Raw genomic sequence first — 23330 nt, 5'->3', positions numbered from 1 at the left:
CGACCCCTGTCAATATTAGTTAGCTATGATCCTAACTTTCCCGCTGCCGCTACGGTGAGGTTTGCAGAAAAGGGCCGTGACGAAAACGAAAAGGCCCCCGCGTTTCCGTGGGGGCCTTTCGCTGTTCTTGAGTCAGTCGCGATTATTCTTCGCGGCTTTCGGGGATGTCCACGACCAGCGTGTCGAAGTCGTCCCCGCCGACCACATCGTCCATGTCCGGCGCAGCCAGGGCAACGGCGGCTTCGGCTTCTTCGCGCCGGGCCTCGATCACCTTGTTGTCGCGTTCGCCGGCGATGCGACGCACGCGGCTGGTGGCGCCACCGGTCCCGGCCGGGATCAGACGGCCAACGATGACGTTTTCCTTCAGGCCGACCAGCTTGTCGCGCTTGCCCTGAACCGAAGCCTCGGTCAGCACGCGGGTGGTTTCCTGGAAGGACGCGGCCGAGATGAACGAGCGGGTCTGGAGCGATGCCTTGGTGATCCCCAGAAGGATCGGCTCGCCCTGTGCCGCACGGCCACCGCGTGCCAGTGCCTTTTCGTTGGCGGCGTCGAATTCCGACTTGTCGACATGTTCACCCTTCAGAAGGGTGGTGTCGCCGGAGTCCATGATCTCCCACTTCTGCAGCATCTGGCGAACGATCACCTCGATGTGCTTGTCGTTGATCTTCACGCCCTGAAGCCGGTAGACGTCCTGCACTTCGTTGATCATGTAATCTGCAAGGGCCTCGACCCCCATGATCGACAGGATGTCGTGCGGTGCCGGGTTGCCGTCCATGATGTAGTCACCCTTCTGGACGAAGTCACCTTCCTGAACCGGAATGTGCTTGCCCTTGGGCACCATGTATTCGACGCGCTGATCCGGATCCTCGGCGGATTCGATGGCGATGCGACGCTTGTTCTTGTAGTCCTTCCCAAAGCGCACATAGCCGTCGATTTCGGCGATGATGGCGTGGTCCTTGGGACGGCGGGCTTCGAACAGTTCCGCCACGCGGGGAAGACCCCCGGTGATGTCCTTGGTCTTGGCGCCTTCGCGCGGGATACGCGCGACCACGTCACCGGCCTCGATCTTCTGACCGTCTTCGATCGACAGGATCGCATCCACCGACATCGGATAGGTGACGGGGTTGCCGTCTTCCTTGCGCACCGGTTCGCCATCTTCGCCCGCGATGATGATCTCGGGCTTGAGGTCGCTGCCGCGCGGCACCGACCGCCAGTCGGTCACGATCCGCTGGGTCATGCCGGTTGCATCGTCGGTTTCCTCGCGCACGGCGATGCCGTTCACAAGATCGACGAAGCGGGCGATACCGCCCTTTTCGGCGATGATCGGCAGGGTGTAGGGATCCCATTCGAACAGCTTGTCACCGCGGGACACCATGGCGCCTTCCTTGGCGAACACCTTGGAGCCGTAGCCCACCTTGTGCTGTGCCAGTTCTTCGCCGCTTTCGTCCATGATCGCTATGACCATGTTCCGGCCCATGACGATCTGTTCGCCCATCGCGTTTTCCAGCAACGATGCGTTGCGGAATTCGACCTTGCCGTTGGTGGACGCTTCGAGGAAGGACTGCTGCCCGCCCTGCGCAACGCCGCCGATGTGGAAGGTCCGCATGGTCAGCTGGGTGCCCGGTTCACCGATCGACTGTGCCGCGATGATCCCGACGGATTCGCCGATGTTCACCTTGGTGCCGCGGGCAAGGTCACGCCCGTAGCAGGTGGCGCAGACGCCATCCTCGGCCTCGCAGGTCAGCGGGCTGCGGATGCGCATCTTGGCGACGCCGGCGGTTTCGATCAGGTCGGCGCGACGTTCGTCGATCAGCTCGCCTGCGGCGACGACGACCTCGTCCGTGCCCGGACGCAGAACGTCATCGGCGGAAACCCGGCCCAGCACACGCTCGGCCAGCGAGGACACGACTTCACCGTCGTTCACGGCTGCTTCGGCGGTGATCGCAAGATCGGTGCCACAATCGTTCTGACGCACGATGCAATCCTGCGCCACGTCAACCAGACGACGGGTCAGGTAGCCCGAGTTCGCGGTCTTCAGAGCGGTATCCGACAGACCCTTACGGGCGCCGTGGGTGGAGTTGAAGTACTCCAGCACGGTCAGACCTTCTTTGAAGTTCGAGATGATCGGCGTTTCGATGATCTCGCCCGACGGCTTGGCCATAAGGCCGCGCATGCCGCCCAGCTGCTTCATCTGGGTGACAGAGCCACGGGCCCCGGAGTGGGCCATCATGTAGACCGAGTTCGGTTCCATTTCGGCGCCGTTCTCGTCGACCTTGTTGGCGGAGATGGTGGACATCATCGCCTCGGTGACCTTGTCGTTACACTTCGACCAGGCATCCACGACCTTGTTGTACTTTTCGCCCTGGGTGATCAGGCCGTCCATGTACTGCTGTTCAAAGTCCTTCACCTGATCGCGGGTCTCGTCGACCAGCGTCCATTTGGTGTCGGGGATGACCATGTCGTCCTTGCCGAAGGAGATCCCGGCGCGGAAGGCCTCGCGGAAGCCCATGCCCATGATCTGGTCACAGAAGATGACCGACTCTTTCTGACCGCAGTAACGGTAGACGGTGTCGATGACCTGCTGCACTTCCTTCTTGCGCAGAAGGCGGTTCACCAGTTCGAACGGGGCCTTGGCGTTCTTCGGCAGAAGCGCACCCAGACGCAGACGGCCCGGGGTGGTTTCATACCGCTTGATGACCTCGTTGCCTTCTTCGTCGATCTGCGGAATCCGCGCGGTGATCTTGGCGTGCAGGTGCACCTCGCCAGCGGCCAGCGCGTGTTCGACTTCTTCGATGTCAGAGAAGGCCATGCCTTCGCCTTTCATCCCGTCACGCTGGATGGTGGTGTAGTAGAGGCCAAGGATCATGTCCTGCGACGGAACGATGATCGGCGCGCCGTTTGCGGGCGACAGAACGTTGTTCGTCGACATCATCAGGACGCGGGCTTCCAGCTGGGCCTCAAGGCTCAGCGGGACGTGCACGGCCATCTGGTCGCCGTCGAAGTCGGCGTTGAAGGCCGAGCAGACCAGCGGGTGCAGCTGGATCGCCTTGCCTTCGATCAGGATCGGTTCAAATGCCTGGATGCCCAGACGGTGCAGGGTCGGCGCGCGGTTCAGAAGAACCGGGTGTTCGCGGATCACCTCGTCCAGGATATCCCAAACCTCGGGACGCTCTTTTTCGACCAGCTTCTTCGCCTGCTTCACGGTCGAGGACAGCCCTTTGGCCTCCAGCCGCGAGTAGATGAACGGCTTGAACAGTTCGAGCGCCATCTTCTTGGGCAGGCCGCACTGGTGCAGCTTCAGTTCGGGGCCGGTCACGATGACCGAACGGCCCGAGAAGTCGACCCGCTTACCCAGAAGGTTCTGACGGAAGCGGCCCTGCTTGCCCTTGAGCATGTCCGAGAGCGATTTCAGCGGACGCTTGTTGGCGCCGGTGATGACGCGGCCGCGACGGCCGTTGTCGAACAGGGCGTCAACGGATTCCTGCAGCATCCGCTTTTCGTTGCGGACGATGATATCGGGCGCGCGCAGTTCGATCAGCCGCTTGAGGCGGTTGTTCCGGTTGATCACGCGGCGATACAGGTCGTTCAGGTCCGAGGTCGCAAAGCGGCCGCCGTCCAGCGGGACCAGCGGGCGCAGTTCCGGCGGAATGACCGGAACGACGGTCAGCACCATCCATTCCGGACGGTTGCCGGATTCGATGAAGCTTTCGACGATCTTCAGGCGCTTGATGATCTTCTTGGGTTTCAGTTCGCCGGTGGCTTCCTTCAGCTCTTCGCGCAGCTGTTCGGCGGTCGATTCAAGATCGATCATCGACAGCATTTCGCGGATCGCCTCGGCGCCGATGTTCGCCTGGAAGGCGTCCATGCCATAGACGTCCTGCGCGTCGAGGAATTCTTCCTCGGTCATCAGCTGGCCGTAGGACAGGTCGGTCAGGCCCGGTTCGATCACCACGTAGTTTTCGAAGTAGAGAATGCGTTCCAGATCCCGCAGGGTCATGTCCAGCATCAGGCCGATCCGGCTGGGGAGCGACTTGAGGAACCAGATGTGCGCGACGGGAGCGGCCAGTTCAATGTGGCCCATGCGTTCGCGGCGAACCTTTTGCAGGGTAACTTCGACCCCGCATTTTTCGCAGACAACGCCGCGATACTTCATCCGCTTATATTTGCCGCAGAGGCATTCGTAGTCCTTGATCGGCCCGAAGATGCGGGCACAGAACAGGCCGTCACGCTCGGGCTTGAAGGTCCGGTAGTTGATGGTCTCGGGCTTTTTGATCTCGCCATAGGACCACGACAGAATCCGCTCGGGCGAGGCCAGCGAGACCTTGATCTCGTCAAATGCCTTGGCCGGGGTGAGCGGGTTGAACGGGTTGTTGGTCAGTTCCTGGTTCATTTTGCGTCCTTACATATCAGGGGAAGGTGGGGGGAGCGGGGCGCGGGGCCCTACTCCTCCTCCTCCGCATCCAGGAGTTCCATGTTGAGGCCGAGGCCCCGGACTTCTTTCACCAAGACGTTGAACGACTCGGGCACGCCGGCTTCGAAGTTGTCCTCGCCCTTGACGATCGACTCGTAGACCTTGGTCCGGCCTGCCACGTCGTCCGACTTCACCGTCAGCATTTCCTGCAGGGTGTAGGCGGCGCCGTAAGCTTCCAGAGCCCAGACCTCCATTTCCCCGAAACGCTGGCCACCGAACTGCGCCTTACCACCCAGCGGCTGCTGCGTGACGAGCGAGTACGGCCCGGTCGAACGGGCGTGGATTTTGTCGTCGACAAGGTGGTGCAGCTTCAGCAGGTACTTCACGCCGACCGTCACCTTGCGGGCGAACTGCTCGCCGGTGCGGCCATCGTAGAGAACCGACTGACCGGATTGGTCGAAACCGGCCCGCTTGAGGGCATCGTTCACGTCCGCCTCTTTCGCGCCGTCGAACACCGGGGTGGCGATCGGCACACCACGGGTCACGTTCGACGCGGCGTCGATCAGGTCAGCCTCGTCCATGCCGGCGATGCCTTCGTCATAGACATCGTCGCCATAGGCAAAGTGCATCGCTTCACGCACCGGGGTCAGGTCGCCGGACCGGCGATATTCCTGCAGGGCTTCGTCGATCTGGATGCCCAAACCGCGGGCCGCCCAGCCCATGTGCGTTTCAAGGATCTGACCGACGTTCATACGCGACGGCACACCCAGCGGGTTCAGAACGAAGTCGACGGGCGTCCCATCGGCAAGGAACGGCATGTCTTCCATCGGCACAACCTTGGAAACCACACCCTTGTTCCCGTGACGACCGGCCATCTTGTCGCCCGGCTGAAGCTTGCGCTTCACGGCGACGAAGACTTTGACCATCTTCATCACGCCCGGCGGCAGATCATCCCCGCGACGGACCTTTTCGACCTTGTCTTCGAAACGGGCGTCCAGCTGGCGCTTCTGCGCCTCGTACTGTTCGTTCAGGGCCTCGACGATCTGCGCATCGGATTCTTCCTTCAGCGCAAGCTGCCACCACTGGCCACGGGTCAGGTCGGCAAGGACCTCTTCCGTCACCTCGGTATTGGCCTTGAAGCCCTTCGGCCCCTTCACGGCCACCTTGCCCAGAAGCATCGACTTCAGGCGGGCATAGATGTTCCGGTCAAGGATCCCCATTTCGTCGTCCCGGTCACGGGCAAGGCGTTCGACCTCTTCCCGTTCGATCTGGAGCGCACGTTCGTCCTTTTCCACGCCGTGGCGGTTGAACACGCGGACCTCGACCACGGTGCCGAAATCACCCGGCGGCAGGCGCAGCGAGGTGTCGCGCACGTCGGACGCCTTTTCACCGAAGATGGCGCGCAGAAGCTTTTCTTCCGGCGTCATCGGGCTTTCGCCCTTCGGGGTGATCTTGCCGACGAGGATATCCGCAGGCCCGACCTCGGCGCCGATGTAGACGATGCCAGCCTCGTCGAGGTTGCGCAGCGCTTCTTCACCAACGTTCGGGATGTCGCGAGTAATCTCTTCCGGCCCCAGCTTGGTATCGCGGGCGGCGACTTCGTATTCCTCGATGTGGATCGAGGTGAAGACGTCGTCACGGACGATCCGTTCCGAGATCAGGATGGAGTCTTCGTAGTTGTAGCCGTTCCAGGGCATGAAGGCGACGACGACGTTCTTGCCGAGCGCCAGTTCCCCCATGTCGGTCGACGGACCATCGGCCACGACCTGACCCTTTTGCACGGTGTCGCCCACCTTCACCAGCGGACGCTGGTTGATACAGGTGTTCTGGTTCGACCGCTGGAACTTGCGCATCCGGTAGATGTCCACGCCCGGATCGCCCACTTCGAGGTCTTCGGTGGCGCGCACAACGATACGCTGGGCATCGACCTGGTCGATGATCCCGGCGCGTTTCGCCATGATCGCAGCACCCGAGTCACGGGCCACGACGCCTTCGATCCCGGTGCCGACCAGCGGCGCCTCGGCCTGAAGAAGCGGCACGGCCTGACGCTGCATGTTCGAGCCCATCAGGGCGCGGTTGGCGTCGTCGTTTTCAAGGAACGGGATGAGCGAGGCGGCAACCGACACCAGCTGCTTGGGCGACACGTCGATCAGGTCCACGCTTTCGCGCGGGGCCATGGTGTAGTCGCCCGACTGGCGGGTGTTGACCAGATCGTTCTGGAACGCGCCCTTGTCATCCAGCGTCGCGTTGGCCTGGGCCACGGTGTGACGCATTTCCTCGGTCGCGGACATATAGATGACCTCGTCGGTCACCTTGCTGTCCACAACGCGGCGGTAGGGGGTTTCGATGAAGCCGTATTTGTTCACGCGGGCGAAGGTGGCCAGCGAGTTGATCAGACCGATGTTCGGCCCTTCCGGCGTTTCAATCGGGCACATCCGGCCATAGTGGGTCGGGTGCACGTCGCGCACTTCGAAGCCTGCGCGTTCGCGGGTCAGACCGCCCGGCCCAAGGGCCGACAGGCGGCGCTTGTGCGTCACTTCGGACAGCGGGTTGGTCTGGTCCATGAACTGCGACAGCTGCGACGAACCAAAGAATTCGCGCACTGCGGCGGCGGCCGGCTTCGCGTTGATCAGGTCCTGCGGCATGACGGTGTCGATCTCGACCGAAGACATGCGTTCCTTGATCGCGCGTTCCATCCGCAGAAGGCCGACGCGGTACTGGTTTTCCATCAGTTCGCCGACCGAGCGGACGCGGCGGTTGCCGAGGTGGTCGATGTCGTCCACGTCGCCCTTGCCGTCGCGCAGTTCCACCAGCGCCTTGACGCAGGCAACGATGTCTTCGTTGCGCAGGGTGCGCTGGGTGTCTTCGGCATCCAGATCGAGACGCATGTTCATCTTGACCCGGCCAACGGCCGAGAGGTCATAGCGTTCGCTGTCGAAGAACAGGCTGTCGAACAGGGTCGAGGCAGCATCGACGGTCGGCGGTTCACCCGGACGCATGACGCGGTAGATGTCCATGAGCGCGCTTTCGCGGTTCATGTTCTTGTCCGCGGCCATGGTGTTGCGGATGTAGGGGCCGACGTTGATGTTGTCGATGTCCAGCACCGGGATATCGGTGATGCCCGCGTCCAGCAGATCCTTGACGGTGCCGCCGATCACGTCGCCGTCCTTGTCCATCTCGAGGGTCAGCTCGTCACCGGCTTCGACGTAGATCGCGCCGGTTTCCTCGTTGATGATGTCCTTGGCGACGTATTTGCCCACGATGTGGTTGAAGGGCACCAGCAGGTCGGTGACCTTGCCGTCGTCCTTCAGCTTCTTCACGGTGCGCGGGGTGACCTTTTCACCGGCCTTGGCGATGACTTCGCCGGTCTTGGCGTCGACAAGGTCATAGGTCGGGCGGGTGCCGCGGACACGGTCGGGGAAGAACTTGGTAACCCAGGCCCGGCCCTTCTTCTCGAACTTGTAGTCCACGGTGTTGTAGTAGGCATCCATGATCGCCTCCTGGTCCATGCCAAGGGCATAGAGCAGGGTGGTCACGGGAAGTTTGCGGCGACGGTCGATGCGCGCGAACACGAGGTCCTTGGCGTCGAATTCGAAGTCCAGCCAGCTGCCGCGGTAGGGGATGATGCGGCAGGCGAACAGCAGTTTGCCCGAGGAATGGGTCTTGCCCTTGTCGTGGTCGAAGAACACGCCGGGCGACCGGTGCATCTGGGACACGATGACGCGTTCGGTCCCGTTCACGATGAAGGTGCCGTTCGGGGTCATCAGGGGCATGTCGCCCATGAAGACGTCCTGTTCCTTGATGTCCTTGACCGAGCGGGCGCCGGTGTCTTCGTCGACATCGAACACGATCAGGCGCAGGGTAACCTTCAGCGGGGCGCTGTAGGTCAGGTCGCGCTGCATGCATTCTTCAACGTCGAACTTCGGCTTTTCCAGTTCGTACTTCACAAACTCCAGAACGGAGGTTTCGTTGAAGTCCTTGATCGGGAAAACCGACTGGAACACGCCTTTGATGCCTTCGCCGTCGGCGGGAATATCCGCGTCGCCGGACCGCAGGAACAGGTCGTAGGACGACTTCTGAACCTCGATCAGGTTCGGCATTTCGAGAACTTCGCGGATTTTGCCGTAGTACTTGCGCAGGCGTTTCTGGCCAAGGAACGATTGAGCCATGTGCGTCATCACCTTTTCATATCTCGTCGCGGGTTCACGCCGCTGGGCTACGGCACGAGACCCATCTGAGAGCGGGCTTTCCGGTCAATTCCTGGCGTCCGTCCCACCGGACACCTCCCGACCATTGGAACCTACCCAAGAAGGGGGCCATTGCGTCGCCCCCTGCTAAGACAGGTTCGGCTGGACCCGCGATTTCGCGGGCCCAGCCTGTGTTTGCAGGGCCAGAGCGGCCCCGGTCGTCTGGCTTAGGCCAGCTCGACGGTGGCGCCAGCGGCTTCCAGCTTCGCCTTGATTTCTTCGGCTTCGGCTTTGGCAGCGGCTTCTTTGACTTTGCCACCGGCTTCGACCAGGTCCTTGGCTTCTTTCAGGCCAAGACCGGTGATGGCGCGGACTTCCTTGATCACGTTGATCTTCTGGGCGCCAGCGTCCTTCAGAACGACGTCGAATTCGGTCTTTTCTTCGGCAGCCGGGCCAGCTTCAGCAGCGGGGCCAGCCATCATGACAGCGCCGCCAGCGGCGGGCTCGATGCCGTATTCGTCTTTCAGGATGGTTTTCAGTTCCTGGGCTTCGAGAAGGGTCAGACCCACGATCTCTTCAGCAAGTTTCTTCAGATCAGCCATTTTATGCTTTCCGTTCGTTTGATGTGTGTTCCAACGTGTGGGACTTGATCCCCACGAGGGCAGTCAGGTTGCTTATGCAGCTTTCTCTTCGATGGTCGAAAGAATGCTCGCGATGTTCGAAGCAGGCGCGCCAATGGCACCGGCGATGTTCGCAGCGGGTGCACCGATGCAGCCGACGATGGAGGCAATAAGCTCCTCGCGCGACGGCATTTCGGAGACCGCTTTGACACCAGCGGCGTCAAGCGCCGTGTCGCCCATTGCACCGCCGAGGATCACGAGCTTGTCGTTCCCCTTGGCGTATTTCTGAATAACCTTGGCCGCAGCCACGGGATCTTCAGAATAGGACAGCACGGTCATGCCCGTGAGATAGTCAGCGATGCTTGCGCAGGGCTTTCCCTCAAGGGCGATCTTGGCGAGCTTGTTCTTGGCAACGCGCACGGACCCGCCCGCTTCACGCATTTGCGCGCGCAGGTCCTGCATTTCGGCAACTGTCATGCCTTCGTAGTGGGCAACCACCACGACGCCAGAGCTTTCAAAGATCTGGCCGAGTTCGTCGACCAGCTTCTCTTTTTGTGCTCTATCCACAGTTTCACTCCAAGTTTGGAGGGTTTCCCCTCCGGCTCAATTTAACCCCCGGTCTTCTGGGGGCATTCGGGTCCAATTTCAGGGTCCCGAGGCCGTGATCGCCCGAAGGAACGCGGATGCGCCCAAACGGAAATCTTGTCTCGTTCCCCATCTCGGGAAGGAATTATTGGGATGTCTCCCAACCCTCCGTCTCGGACAGGACGGGGCCGGTTTCGCGGCCCCGCCATTCGTCACCCCTTGCGGGGCAACAAATCTCTTAGTTGCCGGTCGCCGAGGACACGTCGACGGACACGCCCGGCCCCATGGTGGAGCTGATCGCGACCTTCTTCATGTAGGTGCCCTTGGCACCCGACGGCTTGGCTTTTTGCACGGCGTCGACGAAAGCCAGCAGATTTTCTTCCAGCTTCTTGGCGTCGAACGAGGCCTTGCCGATCCCGGCATGGACCACACCGGCCTTTTCAACCTTGAACTGGACCTGACCGCCCTTGGCAGCTTCGACAGCTTCCTTGACGTCCATGGTCACAGTGCCGACCTTGGGGTTCGGCATCAGGTTGCGCGGGCCAAGAACCTTACCCAGACGGCCGACGATCGGCATCATGTCCGGGGTGGCGATGCAGCGGTCAAAGTCGATCTTGCCGGACTGCACGGTTTCCATCAGGTCTTCGGCGCCAACGATGTCGGCACCGGCGGCCTTGGCTTCGTCGGCCTTGTCGCCACGGGCGAACACGGCGACGCGGACGGTTTTGCCCGTGCCGTTCGGCAGGTTGACCGAGCCACGAACCATCTGGTCGGCGTGACGCGGGTCAACACCAAGGTTCAGGGCAACTTCGACGGTTTCGTCGAATTTGGCGTTGGCGTTTGCCTTGACCAGTTCAACCGCATCGGCGACCGACAGGTTTTCCTTGCCGGCGAATGCGTCGCGGGCTGCGCGGGTGCGCTTACCAAGCTTGGCCATTACTTCACCTCCACGCCCATCGACCGGGCGGAGCCCAGGATGATCTGCATTGCGGCCTCGACGGAGTTTGCGTTGAGGTCTTTCATCTTGGCTTCGGCGATTTCACGAACCTGAGCCACGGTCACGGTGCCCGCAGTTTCCTTGCCCGGCTTGTTGGCGCCGGACTTCAGCTTGGCCGCCTTCTTCAGGTAGTAGGACGCCGGCGGAGTCTTGATCTCCATCGAGAACGACTTGTCCTGATAGTAGGTGATCACGGTCGGGCACGGGGCACCCGGCTCCATCTCCTGCGTCTTGGCGTTGAACGCCTTGCAGAATTCCATGATGTTGATGCCGCGCTGACCCAGTGCGGGGCCGACCGGCGGGGAGGGGTTGGCTTGCCCGGCTTTCACCTGGAGCTTCAGCTGCCCTACGACTTTCTTGGCCATTTGGCCTCTCCTTCTTTCAACCCCTGATCCGGCGCGCCGGTCAGGGCCTTACGTTGCGTGGTCCGGTCCGACGGTCGCGACCGCCTCGCCTCCCACAAGGTTCATCAGGCCTGCTTGGAGACCTGAGTGAATTCCAGTTCGACCGGGGTGGCCCGGCCAAAGATCGACACCGTCACCTTCAGGCGCTGGTTGTCTTCGTCCACTTCCTCGACCATCCCGTCGAAATCCTCGAACGGGCCGTCGTTGACCTTGACCTTCTCGCCCACTTCGAAGTGGATGAGGGTCCGCGGCGCTTCCTGGCCCTCTTCGACCCGGCCAAGGATCGCCTGCACCTCTGCGTCGCGCATCGGCATCGGGCGGCCCTGCGGACCAAGGAACCCGGTCACCCGGTTGATTCCGTTGACGAGGTGATATCCCTCGTCCGACATTTCCATGTGGACCAGAACGTAGCCCGGCATGAACCGGCGTTCGGTCGTCACCTTCTTGCCGCGGCGAACCTCGATCACTTCCTCGGTCGGCACCAGAACTTCGTCGATCTGGTCTTCCAGCCCCGATTCAGCCACCTTGGCGCGGATCTGTTCGGCGATCTTCTTCTCGAAGTTCGAGAGCACGCTTACCGAATACCACCGTTTCGCCATGTTCCTCGACACCTCGCCGTCAAATGCCCGAAGGCAAAAATTTCCATTTTGTTCAGGCCGTTAACCTGAATATTTCCGAAAACAAAAATCGGCGTGCAACACGATTCGCCGCACGCCCTATCCGGAAGTCGCTGGCTGATACCCCTCAAAGCCAATGAATTCAAGGGGGTCAGCCCACTTTCCTGGGCGTCAGCTACCGAAGTAGGTCAGGACCCCATCCAGCCCCGTGCGGATCAGAATATCCACCAGCGCGAAGAAGGACGCCAGAAGCACGGCCATGATGAAGACCATCAGGGTGGTCAGCAAAACCTCGCGGCGGGTCGGCCAGACCACCTTGGCGATTTCCGCGCGGGTCTGTTGGATGAACTGAACCGGAGAGGTGCGCTTGCGCTTTTCCTGCGGTTGGGCGGTGCCACCTTGTGCCATGGGCTGTTGCTTCCTTGTTTGAACGCTCGCCGACATACGCAGTTGCGGCGCGGTTTTCAAGCCTGCGCGGCCGGGTCGATGAACCGGACCTTGGACAAGTCCCGGATCGCGGCGATCTGCGCGGTATAGCGGCGGTCCTCCGCCGCGCGGATGTCATCGGAATAAAGCTGCATCCGTTCCCGGCCGCCCGCCACCGGGAAGCGGGCGCGCGCCGTGTCGATCGGATCGGCGTTCGGATCGGCGGCAAGCTGGGCAAAGACCCACTCCATCCCCTCTTGCGACAGGCCGACATTCGGGCGGCCCGGTTCGGGCTCGAACCCGTCGGCCGCGGCCTCGCCGATGAAGGCCGGGATCAGGCGGTTCTGAATGCGGTTGTAGTCCTCGTAGCGCCAGACGTTGATCGCCGCCAACCCGTCGATCTTCGACAGGTCGGTCAGGATCCGCAGCCAGTCCAGAATCGCCGGATCATGGGCCGTGCAGAAGTCTTCGGGCGTCATGTAGACATGGCTGTAAAGCAGCTGGCTATACATGGAAGCGATCATGCGGAGCGGGTGCCGCAGGCTGATGAACACCTCCAGCCGGACACCGGGCAGGGCGGCGGCCAGGTCAGCCACCCGCGACGGACCATCAGGGTAGAGGGGCCGGGGCAGCGACCCGTCGTCTTCCCGCAGCCGCCCAAAGAAGTTTTCCTCGCTCAGGACAACCCGATGCCCGTCTTTTGCCAGAAACCGCAACTGGTCGTGAGGCGCCCGATGCGACGCCCGGCCCCCGGCCAGTCCGAACAGGCCCGAAACGTTCCGCCCCCGGTCGCGCAGGTACTCGGGGCCGTAGAACCGCACCCCATGGGCGATCAGCCGCTCCTTGTTCCGCTCCATCGCGCGTTGCAAATGGGTCGTCGCGGTCTTGTGCGGACCGACGTGCAGGGCAAGGGTGGGAAAGTTGGTCAAGAAAACCTCTCGGCAGGACATGCGCCCGGTGGCGCCCGAAAAGGTGGTGGCAGGGGCAGCAGGGTTCGAACCCGCGACCTACGGTTTTGGAGACCGTCGCTCTACCAGCTGAGCTATACCCCTAGGACCAAGGAGGCAATTACTGGCACCTACGACCAAGATCAAGGGGGTCCGGACGCGAAAAGGCCTCCCCCCAAAGAAAAAGGGCCGCCCGAAGGCGGCCCCTATCGCGATATCCCGAAGGATCACTCGATGATCTTGGAAACCACCCCTGCTCCAACCGTGCGGCCGCCTTCGCGGATGGCGAAGCGCAGGCCGTCTTCCATGGCGATCGGCGCGATCAGTTCGACGCCGAACTTCAGGTTGTCGCCCGGCATCACCATCTCGGTGCCGGCCGGCAGTTCAACGGTCCCGGTCACGTCGGTGGTCCGGAAGTAGAACTGCGGGCGGTAGTTGGCGAAGAACGGGGTGTGACGGCCGCCTTCTTCCTTGGTCAGGATGTAGGCTTCGGCTTCGAACTTGGTGTGCGGCTTCACCGAACCCGGCTTGCACAGCACCTGGCCACGCTCGACGCCTTCACGGTCAACACCACGCAGCAGGGCGCCGATGTTGTCGCCGGCCTCACCACGGTCCAGCAGCTTGCGGAACATTTCCACACCGGTGCAGGTGGTCTTCTTGGTGTCGCGGATGCCGACGATTTCAATCTCGTCGCCAACGTTGATCACGCCACGCTCCACACGACCGGTCACAACCGTGCCGCGGCCGGAGATCGAGAACACGTCTTCGATCGGCATCAGGAACGGCAGGTCAACCGCACGGGCCGGGGTCGGGATGTAGCTGTCGACAGCTTCCATCAGCGCGCGGATCGAGTTCTCGCCGATCTCGGCGTCGCGGCCTTCCATGGCGGCCAGGGCCGAGCCACGGATGATCGGAATATCGTCGCCCGGGTATTCGTAGGAAGTCAGAAGCTCGCGGATTTCCATTTCCACCAGTTCCAGCAGCTCTTCGTCGTCGACCTGGTCGACCTTGTTCATGTAGACGACCATGTAGGGGATGCCCACCTGGCGGCCCAGCAGGATGTGCTCGCGGGTCTGCGGCATCGGGCCGTCAGCAGCGTTCACAACCAGGATCGCGCCGTCCATCTGGGCAGCACCGGTGATCATGTTCTTCACATAGTCGGCGTGGCCGGGGCAGTCGACGTGGGCGTAGTGACGGTTCTCGGTCTCGTATTCCACGTGAGCGGTCGAGATGGTGATCCCGCGGGCCTTCTCTTCCGGCGCGCCGTCAATCTGGTCATACGCACGGAAGTCACCGAAATACTTCGTGATCGCAGCGGTCAACGTGGTCTTGCCGTGGTCAACGTGACCAATGGTCCCGATGTTCACGTGCGGCTTATTACGTTCAAACTTTTCCTTAGCCATCTGGCTCGGCCTCGCAAGTTCGGGGGCCCGGCATTGCATTCCCTGCGGCCCGTTTCGACATCGCGGGCGATGTATCGACGAACCGCGAGGAAATCAAGCACCGATCCCCGCAAGATTGCGAGAGGCCGACGCGGCGGAGATTTACTGGGCCTCGGCCGCCCCGGCCTCTGCCCCAGCCTCTGCCTCCGCCTGAATCTCGGCCATGCGGTTGCCGGACAGGATGGTGGCATCCTCCTCGAGCACCTCGGGCGTGCCGCCGAACCAATCGGCGTTTTCGCGCATCGTCCGTTCGATGGCCCGCGCCGCGTTGAAGGCCAGCCCTTCAAGCTGTTCTTCTCGGGATTTCGACAGGCCGGACCCAAGGAAGGGAATCGAACAGCAGGGTTCGAAGACAGTCAGCTGGATCGGCTCTTCGTTAAGCTTGCGCTGGGTGGCGTCCTCGAAAAAGGTCACTTCGAAGATCAGCACGGATTTCGGGGCATAGACCGCGGGGATGCCCGGCATGGCCAGGACATAGCCCTGTATGCCGATGGCGACGTGGTAATAGGCGTCCCCGTCGTAGCGGCCCAACCGGTCGGCCACCGCCTGTTCGACCGCAGCCTTCCATTCCTCATTCGTGGCATCGCGCGAGAACGGGCCCTTTTGCGGGTCGACCGCCGCGGCGATGTTATGACCCAGAAGGAAGTTGCCGATCGGGTCAGGCGCGGTGGTCAGATCGTCCCGCACCCCGCCACAGGCGGCCAGAAGCGACAGGAAGGCAAGTGCGGCAATGCGACGGATCATGTGGACCCCCTTTTTGAAACCGGTCAGACATGGTTAGCCCAGCCTGCCCCGACAGGCAATCACCCGGCCATTAGTAGCGGTCGCAGATCGCCCGCAGCGCCTGCCACTCTGTTTCGGTCAGAAGCTGCCGCCCCTCGAAGAAAGCAGGGGTCGCGGCGCGGGCGGCGGCGATCCGGTCGCCCATTTCCGGGTGCGACAGGAAATGCTGAAGGATTGCGGGTTCGTCGCCATAGCTGTCCTGAAGCCGTTCGAAGAAGGTCGCGATGCCATGCGGCGGCAGGTCGGCGGCCAGAAGCAGGCTATGGGCATAGGCATCGGCGGCGGCCTCGGCCTCGCGGGTGTAATCCGCCTGAATCAGCCGTTCGGTCAGGAACAGCACCAGCGCCCCACCGGCGAAATCCCCGAACAACAGGCCCAGCACCCCGATGGACCCGGCGGACCGCAGGGCGATGCGGGTCGGGTCGCGGGCCTCGACATGCCCCATTTCATGGGCAAAGACGGCGGCGACCTCCTCGGGGGTCTCGGCCTCGTCGATCAGCCCGCGGAACAGAACGATATGCCCGCCCGGAAGGGCAAAGGCGTTGACCATCGGGTGATCCAGAACATGCACGGTCAAATCGATGGGCAAGTCGGCATTAGCCGCCAGCCGCCGTTCGATCTGGCGCAGGGCATAGGTTCCCTTGCGGCTGTCGCAGATGGGCAGTTCGCTGAACCCCGTTTCATCCAGCGCCCGCCGGATCTGAAGAAGGGTGGCATCGCCCAGCGCCTTTTCCCCTTCGGGCGGCAGGAATCGGGCCAATTGGTCGGCCATGACCGGGACAAGGACAAAGATGATCAGCGCAACCGCCCCCACCGCCGCAGAAGCCCAGCGCAGAATGCGCCCCTTTTGCGGAACCGGGTCTTTCCGTCCAAGGTTCGGCGCGGTCGCCCGGATCAACCCGATATCGGTGGCATTGGCGACGATGATCCGCTCGGTCCCGGTTCCGGCCCGCCGCAACACCAGCTGATCCTTGCCCGCAAGGTCGGGGACCTGCCGGACCTCGTCCAGCGGCCAGGTCAGTTTCGCGCCGTCATCAAGGTGCAGAACAAGCAGCTTTTCGAGGGGCATAACCTCGACCTGAATGCGCCGGGCGGCGGCGGTCTGCCCGTCATGATAGATGGCACGGTCGACGAATGTGCGGGGCGGAAACAGGCTCATATGGCGGCTCCCACGTCCAGCGCCTCGGCAAAGCCTTCGGCCTCGGAAAACTCGTCGCGGTCGCGTTGCCGGATCTGCGCCAGTTCCGCCTCTCCGGTGATGGTCAGCGTCTCGGCGTAGTGCCGCCACAGCGGCAGGGTCACCAGCGGGTGCCGCAGCACGGACCATGTCAGGAAGATGGAGAAATACAGGATCAGCCCCGCGACGATCAGCACCCATTCCGGGATGGCGGAAACTGGCCCCTCGCCGAAGTCGGGTTCGAACCCAAGCTGATAGAACCCGAGAAGCATCAGAAGCGGGATCATCAGCAGCACCATGCACAGGTAGGTCAGGAAATAGCCCATCGAGTAGATCCAGAGCACCCGGCCGGTGCGCGGCGCCGCGATCAGCCCGACGCCGCCGGCGGTCTTGTGATTGGCCATGATCGCCTTTGACTGCACGATATAGCGGACAATCCCCACACATCCGACCATCCCGGCCAGAACCAGCAGCCAGATCCGCTCCGGGTTGCGTGGCCCAAGTTGGCGCACATCGCTGAACGGGTCCGGCACCATCGGCCCGATGGGATCAAGGTAGAGGATCCAGACACCGATCCCGACCATCGTCAGCCCGGACAGAATGGGCAAAAGCGCGATCCGGTAGAGCATGGTCCACTTGCCGCCCTGATGCAGCCGGACCGAGCCGAAGGAGGTCCGGTCGATCTTGTATTTCTCAAGCGCGAAGGTCATGCGCGGCCAGAGCAGTCCAAGACTGAGGATGGTGACCATCCAGTGCAGGATCGCGCGCCACGTGTAGCCCCACGCCCCCGGTTCCAGCCCGAACCGGATGCCCCGCCACCGGGTCCGGGCCAGCACATAGCGCCGGGACCGGTATGAGGCATAGAACCACAAGGGGATCACCCCAAGGAAGCTGGTCAGGTAGGCCGCGTAATTGTCGGCAAGAACCGCGAAGCTGACGAACATCAGGATCAGGTTCACGACCCCGATGTAAAAGGCCATGATGACCACGGCCATCAGGAACCCCAGAAGTTTCTCGATCGGGGTGCCGGTGTATTCGAGCGGGGTTCCCCCCGGGCGCACCGCCGACCAATACCAGCGCCGCAGCCGCGTCTTCATCCAGAACCGGTAGATCCCAAGGGTCAGGATCGTCAGAAGGCTGGTCCGAAAGGCAAGGCCGAACAGCCGCCCCCGGCGTCCCGCAAAACCAGTCGCCAATTGCCCGCTGGCCGGCGGAACCGAAAACCGCGGCCGCGCGTCGTCCTGCGGCGTGACTCGGGGGGACGGATCAGCGCCCGCGGCATGGGGCCAGGGGCTGCGGTGCGTGCTGGTGTCCAGTTTCTTGCCGGCCGCCCACGGCCCCTGCCCCTCTGTCATACACGCCTCGATTGCTCTTTGACCCTGATCTTCGCCAAAGAGCGGTGCCGGGGCAAGCCCGGCCTGCCGGTTCAGGTAAACTTGTTGTCGCGTGGGAAGCCGTGGGGGGGCTGTTTTCCGACGCCCGCCCGCTTGCCCAGCCATTGGCCAAGGTCCTTTTCGGTGCGGGTGTTGCCGCCGCCCATGGTCCAGCTCAGCCCCTCTTCGATGTTGAAGGTGGTGAGGTCGGACAACCCGCCGTCAAGTTCCAGCAAGCCCTGTGCGCCGCGCGCCTGATTGTATTTCTGCAACCGCACGCCCTTGCCCCGGCCCATTTCCGGCACCTCGGCCAACGGGAAGACAAGGAACCGGCGGTTCTGCGACACGACCGCCACATGATCGCCCCTGATCCGGTGGACGATGCAGGCGGTTTCCCCGTCTTTGACGTTCAACACCTGCTTGCCGGTGCGGGTCTGGGCCAGAACCTCGGTTTCCGGCACGACAAAGCCGTTGCCCACGTTCGAAGCGACCAGCAGCTTGCCCTCGGGGTCGTGCTTGAAGATATCAACGATGTCGCTGTCGTTGGGCAGGTCCACCATCAGCCGCAGGGGTTCGCCCATGCCGCGCCCTCCCGGCAGGTTCGCCGCCGAGAGTGTGTAGAACCGGCCGTTCTGCCCGGCGATCAGCAACCGGTCGGTGGTTTCCGCATGGAAGACAAACCGGCCTTCATCCCCGTCCTTGAATTTCAACTCGCGGGTCAGGTCGATGTGGCCGGTCATGGCCCGGATCCAGCCCATCTTGGAACAGATGACGGTGATCGGCTCGCGTTCGATCATCGCCTCAAGCGGCACCTCTTCGACCTCGCCCGCTTCGGCGAACTGGGTGCGGCGGGCGCCGCCGGGGCTGTCCTTGCCAAAGGCCTTGCGGGTCTCGCGCAGTTGGTCGGCGATCTTGGCCCATTGCAGGTCTTCGCTGTCCAAGAGGTCCTCGAGGTCGGCCCGCTCGATCATCAGGGCATCGCGTTCCTTGACCAGCGCCTCCTCCTCGAGCCGCCGCAGGCTGCGCAGCCGCATATTCAGGATCGCATCGGCCTGCACATCCGACAGCCCGTTTTCCCGGCCCGCGTAGGACGACGGGATCTTGCGTTCGCTGTCTTCGGCAAAGGCGGGCGCAACGGCGTCTTCGTCAACGATCAGCGCAAGGCCGGACACATCGACACCGGCAAGCGGCGAAAGGTAATCCCGTTCCGAGGTGGCGCGGCGGAGGGTAGACTGGTGCGGCGTGCTCCAGTCCTCGTACATCAGCGCGGCCTTGGGGTCGTCGTCGTAGCGGATGATGTCGATCACCCGGTCAAGGTTCAGGAAGGCGGTGATCAGGCCTGACAGCACCTCGAGCCGGTTGTCGATCTTGTCCATCCGGTGGCGGCTGCGGCGTTGCAGCACGTCGCGCCGGTGATCCAGGAAGGCGCGCAGCACTTCCTTCATCGAACAGACCTTGGGGGTCAGCCCGTCGATCAGCACGTTCATGTTCAGGCTGAACCGGATTTCCAGATCGGAATTGCGGAACAGCATCCCCATCAGCATGTCGGGTTCGACAGTCCGCGACCGGGGTTCAAGCACGATGCGCACATCATCGGCGGATTCGTCGCGCACATCGGCCAGAAGCGGCACCTTCTTGGTCTGGATGACCTCGGCCAGCTTTTCGATCAGCTTCGACTTCTGAACCTGATAGGGGATTTCGGTGACGATGATCTGCCACTGGCCACGGCCAAGATCCTCGACCTCCCATTTCGCGCGCAGACGGAACGATCCGCGCCCGGTGCGATAGGCCTGCGCGATGTTTTCGCGTGGTTCGACGATGATGCCGCCGGTCGGGAAATCCGGGCCGGGCACATAGTTCAGCAGGGTATCGTCGCGGGCATCGGGCGTCTTGATCAGATGCAGGCAGGCGTCAATCAGTTCGTGCAGATTATGCGGCGGGATGTTGGTTGCCATGCCCACGGCAATGCCGCTGGCCCCATTGGCCAGAAGGTTCGGGAAGGCGGCGGGCAGCACGATAGGTTCTTCCAGCGTCCCGTCATAGTTCGCCCGGAAATCCACGGCGTTTTCGTCCAGCCCTTCCATCAGGGCCTCGGCCGCGGCGGTCATCCGCGCCTCGGTATAGCGGCTGGCGGCGGGGTTATCGCCGTCGATATTGCCAAAGTTCCCCTGCCCGTCGACCAGCGGGTAACGCACCGCGAAATCCTGGGCGAGGCGGGCCATGGCGTCATAGATCGCCGCGTCGCCATGCGGGTGATAGTTCCCCATCACGTCGCCGGAGATCTTGGCCGATTTCCGGAACCCACCAGTCGGCGACAGCTTCAGCTCGCGCATGGCGTAGAGAATCCGCCGGTGCACGGGCTTCAACCCGTCCCGCGCATCGGGCAGCGCCCGGTTCATGATGGTCGACAGCGCGTATGTCAGGTAGCGGTCGCCAATGGCGCGGCGCAGCGGTTCACTGACAACGGCAGAGCCGATATTGGGGTCTTCGGGAAGATCATTCATGGATGTTGTGTAGCGGCGCCCGCGACCGTCGTAAAGACGGGTTGGGGGGAGGAAATTTTGGGTTTTCCCTCCGAAAAATCTGCGAATCCCGCTAATATATTCTGGTGTCTGCTGTAATTGCCGGTTGGGGGTGACGTGGTGAAAGTTTATGTGCCGTTGACTTTTGTGTTCATGGGATGGGCGTTCTACGAGGCGTCCGGCGGGGCGGAGTTTGTGCCGCAAGAACGCGAGCGCGTCGTCGCGACAACTGCCGAACCGGCGGCCGTCTCGAAATCAACGCTGGCCCCGGCGGTGCCCGAGGCGCAGGTTGTCCTTGCCAGCGCCATGGCCCCCGAACTCACGGCACCAGTTGTTGAAACCTCGCCCGCCGAGGCGCTTGAGGCGGCGCTGGCCCTTGCCATGAGCAGTGAGGACACCGTGCCGCCTGCCCCGCCGACCGAGGTAGCCGAAGCTGAGACCGCAGCCACGACGCTGGTCTTTCAGTCGCTTGCCCAACCCCTGATCGACACTTCCGCGCCCGCGCTGGTGGCACAGACAGACCTGCGGGCGGTGTCCGGGTCGCGGGTGAACATGCGGTCCGGCCCCGGCACCAGCTATGGCGTGATCGTGACCCTGACGCGCGGGACCGAAGCCGAGGTTCTGGAAACCCTGAACGGCTGGGCTCGGATCCGCACGGTCGAGGACGGCAAGGTCGGCTGGATGGCCGAACGCCTGCTGGTCGAGATCGGCGCCTGACCCGCGAAAACGCTTGCCCCCTATCGGTCCGCCCGGCATGACTGCGCCATGACGCAGAAATCCATCCTGATAACTGGCTGTTCCTCTGGCATCGGTCTTGATGCGGCGCATGGGCTGCGGGCTGCCGGATGGCGGGTCTTTGCCAGTTGCCGCGCCCAATATGACTGTGACAAGCGGATCGCCGAAGGCTTCGAAAGCCCGCGCATCGACTACACCGATCCAAAGCTGATCCAGAAGGGGCTGGCCGAGGTGCTGGAGGCCACGGGCGGCACGCTGGACGCGCTGTTCAACAACGGCGCCTATGCCTGCCCCGGCGCGGTCGAGGATGTGCCGACCGACGCGCTGCGGGCCATATTCGAAACCAATGTCTTTGGCTGGCATGAGCTGACCCGGGCGGTGATCCCGGTCATGCGACAACAGGGCCACGGGCGGATCGTGCAATGTTCCTCGATCCTCGGGTTCGTCCCCTACAAATGGCGTGGCGCCTATGTGTCCACGAAATACGCGCTGGAAGGGCTGTCCGACGTGCTGCGGCTAGAGATGGCGGAGACGGGCATCAAGGTCGTGCTGATCGAACCAGGGCCGATCACATCGAAGATCCGGCAGAACGCCATCCCGCATTTTGAACGCTGGATCGACTGGCAGGCCTCGGCGCGGGCACAACAATACGAAACCCTGCGGAACCGTCTGTATGAAGAGCGCGCACCCGACCGGTTCGAACTGCCTGCCGCCGCGGTGACAAAGGTGCTTTTGCGGGCGCTGAACAGCCCGAACCCAAGGCCGCGTTACTATGTCACAACGCCGACCCATGCGATGGGCCTTCTCAAGCGGTTGTTGCCCAGCCGGGCGCTGGACTGGATCATTTCCAGGGGCTAGCCCCCTTTCTTTTCGGGACAGCCCTGCTACATCGGGGCGAAACCGCAGACCCGCACGAGGTTCCAAATGCTGCAAGACCCGCTGTTCATTGTCGTCGCCCTGTCCTGTTTGCTGGTGGCCGGCATTCTGCTTTGGGGCATCGGATCCTTTTCGAAGGGCGGGGAATACAACAAGCGGAACGCCAACAAGATCATGCGCTACCGGATCGCGGCGCAGTTCGTGGCGGTCCTGCTGATCCTGCTGTTCGTCTGGCTGCGCCGCAGCGGGGGGCAGTAACCATGGTCGTTCTGAACAAGATTTACACCAAAACCGGCGACCACGGCGAAACCGCGCTTGGCAACGGCGCGCGCGTGGCCAAACATTCGATGCGGGTGGCCGCCTATGGCACCTCGGACGAATTGAACTGCTTCGTCGGTGTCGCCCGGCTGGCGGCCGACGGCGATACCGCCGCCGCGCTGGAGCGGATTCAGAACGACCTGTTCGATCTGGGCGCGGACCTGTGCCGCCCCGACATGGAAAAGGACGCAGAGGCCGAATACACGCCGCTGCGCATCGTCGACAGCCAGGTGGACCGGCTGGAGCGCGAGATCGACGCGATGAACGCAAAGTTGCAACCGCTGCGCAGCTTCATCCTGCCGGGCGGATCGGCCCTGTCGGCGCATCTGCATGTGTGCCGGACCGTGGCGCGGCGCGCCGAACGCAAGGCCGTCGAACTGGCGACGATGGAATCAGTGAACCCGGCGGCGGTGAAATACCTCAACCGTCTGTCCGACTGGTTCTTCGTCGCGGCGCGGATCGCGAACAACGATGGACAGGACGATGTCCTTTGGGTGCCGGGCGCGACCCGCTAGGGGCGGATCTCCTTTCCACATTGGGACGTGACCGCTAACACCGGCGCCCCTGCCCCATTCCCTTGCGTCACCGAAACGGCGGACGTGGCGTCCCTGATCCATGCCGCGTCGATTTTGCACTGTTTTCGACGTGCCGCGCTTGCTAACACCAGCCTCGAGTCAGTGCATCCTGCACAGCAAACTTGGGAGATTTACGCTTATGAAGGTCTTGGTGCCTGTGAAGCGCGTGATCGACTACAACGTGAAGGTTCGTGTTAAGGCGGACGGCACGGGTGTTGATCTTGCCAATGTGAAGATGTCGATGAACCCGTTCGACGAGATTGCGGTTGAAGAGGCGATCCGTCTGAAGGAAGCGGGCAAGGCCGAGGAGGTCGTTGCGGTTTCGATCGGCGTGA

18 protein-coding genes, 1 tRNA gene and 1 pseudogene are annotated in these 23330 nt (G+C 62.6%); 5 read left to right on the top strand and 15 right to left on the bottom strand.

The window, feature by feature from the left end; translation table 11 throughout:
* Positions 1 to 142 precede the first annotated feature (142 nt).
* The 15 genes from rpoC to EU803_RS00030 all read right to left on the bottom strand — a co-directional run bounded on the left by rpoC (position 143) and on the right by EU803_RS00030 (position 20473).
* On the bottom strand, positions 143 to 4390 hold the full coding sequence (rpoC, locus tag EU803_RS00100; RefSeq protein ID WP_129678823.1) for a DNA-directed RNA polymerase subunit beta': 4248 nt from the start codon (positions 4388 to 4390) through the stop codon (positions 143 to 145).
* A gap of 50 nt (positions 4391 to 4440) precedes the next feature.
* A complete protein-coding gene (gene rpoB, locus EU803_RS00095) occupies positions 4441 to 8580 on the bottom strand; it encodes a DNA-directed RNA polymerase subunit beta (protein ID WP_129680099.1) in 4140 nt (1379 codons plus the stop codon).
* Positions 8581 to 8825: 245 nt separating this feature from the next.
* A complete protein-coding gene (rplL, locus tag EU803_RS00090; RefSeq protein ID WP_129678822.1) occupies positions 8826 to 9200 on the bottom strand; it encodes a 50S ribosomal protein L7/L12 in 375 nt (124 codons plus the stop codon).
* A 72-nt stretch (positions 9201 to 9272) separates the two neighbouring features.
* Positions 9273 to 9785, bottom strand: coding sequence for a 50S ribosomal protein L10 (gene rplJ / locus EU803_RS00085; protein ID WP_129678821.1), 513 nt, complete (start codon positions 9783 to 9785; stop codon positions 9273 to 9275).
* A gap of 256 nt (positions 9786 to 10041) precedes the next feature.
* On the bottom strand, positions 10042 to 10740 hold the full coding sequence (gene rplA / locus EU803_RS00080) for a 50S ribosomal protein L1 (protein ID WP_129678820.1): 699 nt from the start codon (positions 10738 to 10740) through the stop codon (positions 10042 to 10044).
* Positions 10740 to 11165, bottom strand: coding sequence for a 50S ribosomal protein L11 (rplK, locus tag EU803_RS00075; protein ID WP_129678819.1), 426 nt, complete (start codon positions 11163 to 11165; stop codon positions 10740 to 10742). Before rplK ends, rplA begins: the two co-directional genes overlap by 1 nt.
* Before the next feature lie 104 nt (positions 11166 to 11269).
* Positions 11270 to 11803 carry a transcription termination/antitermination protein NusG gene (gene nusG, locus EU803_RS00070; RefSeq protein WP_129678818.1) on the bottom strand — a complete coding sequence of 178 codons (534 nt, stop codon included), beginning with the start codon at positions 11801 to 11803 and terminating at the stop codon, positions 11270 to 11272.
* A gap of 189 nt (positions 11804 to 11992) precedes the next feature.
* Positions 11993 to 12229: a preprotein translocase subunit SecE gene (gene secE, locus EU803_RS00065; protein WP_129678817.1), complete on the bottom strand. Its 237-nt coding sequence runs from the start codon at positions 12227 to 12229 to the stop codon at positions 11993 to 11995.
* Positions 12230 to 12285: 56 nt separating this feature from the next.
* Positions 12286 to 13176, bottom strand: coding sequence for a hypothetical protein (locus EU803_RS00060; protein WP_129678816.1), 891 nt, complete (start codon positions 13174 to 13176; stop codon positions 12286 to 12288).
* A 47-nt stretch (positions 13177 to 13223) separates the two neighbouring features.
* A tRNA-Trp gene (locus EU803_RS00055) sits at positions 13224 to 13299 on the bottom strand.
* Between the two features lie 122 nt (positions 13300 to 13421).
* Positions 13422 to 14597, bottom strand: a complete 1176-nt coding sequence (gene tuf / locus EU803_RS00050) for an elongation factor Tu (protein WP_129678815.1) — start codon at positions 14595 to 14597, stop codon at positions 13422 to 13424.
* 141 nt (positions 14598 to 14738) lie between these two features.
* Positions 14739 to 15380, bottom strand: coding sequence for a hypothetical protein (locus tag EU803_RS00045; protein ID WP_129678814.1), 642 nt, complete (start codon positions 15378 to 15380; stop codon positions 14739 to 14741).
* 70 nt (positions 15381 to 15450) lie between these two features.
* A complete protein-coding gene (locus tag EU803_RS00040; protein WP_129678813.1) occupies positions 15451 to 16578 on the bottom strand; it encodes a M48 family metallopeptidase in 1128 nt (375 codons plus the stop codon).
* Positions 16575 to 17951, bottom strand: coding sequence for a DUF898 family protein (locus EU803_RS00035; protein ID WP_207209145.1), 1377 nt, complete (start codon positions 17949 to 17951; stop codon positions 16575 to 16577). Before EU803_RS00035 ends, EU803_RS00040 begins: the two co-directional genes overlap by 4 nt.
* Before the next feature lie 71 nt (positions 17952 to 18022).
* Complete coding sequence (locus EU803_RS00030; protein ID WP_129678812.1) at positions 18023 to 20473, bottom strand: DNA topoisomerase IV subunit A; 2451 nt, start codon at positions 20471 to 20473, stop codon at positions 18023 to 18025.
* Between the two features lie 150 nt (positions 20474 to 20623).
* Between EU803_RS00030 and EU803_RS00025 the strand changes: the two genes are divergently transcribed.
* The 5 genes and pseudogenes from EU803_RS00025 to EU803_RS00005 all read left to right on the top strand — a co-directional run.
* Positions 20624 to 21208 carry an SH3 domain-containing protein gene (locus EU803_RS00025; RefSeq protein ID WP_129678811.1) on the top strand — a complete coding sequence of 195 codons (585 nt, stop codon included), beginning with the start codon at positions 20624 to 20626 and terminating at the stop codon, positions 21206 to 21208.
* A gap of 48 nt (positions 21209 to 21256) precedes the next feature.
* Positions 21257 to 22084, top strand: coding sequence for an SDR family NAD(P)-dependent oxidoreductase (locus tag EU803_RS00020; RefSeq protein WP_129678810.1), 828 nt, complete (start codon positions 21257 to 21259; stop codon positions 22082 to 22084).
* 66 nt (positions 22085 to 22150) lie between these two features.
* Positions 22151 to 22360, top strand: coding sequence for a twin transmembrane helix small protein (locus EU803_RS00015; protein ID WP_129678809.1), 210 nt, complete (start codon positions 22151 to 22153; stop codon positions 22358 to 22360).
* A 2-nt stretch (positions 22361 to 22362) separates the two neighbouring features.
* Positions 22363 to 22935 carry a cob(I)yrinic acid a,c-diamide adenosyltransferase gene (locus EU803_RS00010; protein WP_129678808.1) on the top strand — a complete coding sequence of 191 codons (573 nt, stop codon included), beginning with the start codon at positions 22363 to 22365 and terminating at the stop codon, positions 22933 to 22935.
* Positions 22936 to 23134: 199 nt separating this feature from the next.
* Positions 23135 to 23330, top strand: a pseudogene (locus EU803_RS00005) (electron transfer flavoprotein subunit beta/FixA family protein); the annotation flags it as partial.

This window comes from Loktanella sp. IMCC34160, assembly GCF_004145845.1.
GTDB lineage: Bacteria > Pseudomonadota > Alphaproteobacteria > Rhodobacterales > Rhodobacteraceae > SELP01.
The sequence above is the reverse complement of the archived record's forward strand: the minus strand, read 5'-3'. Positions and strand labels throughout refer to the sequence as shown.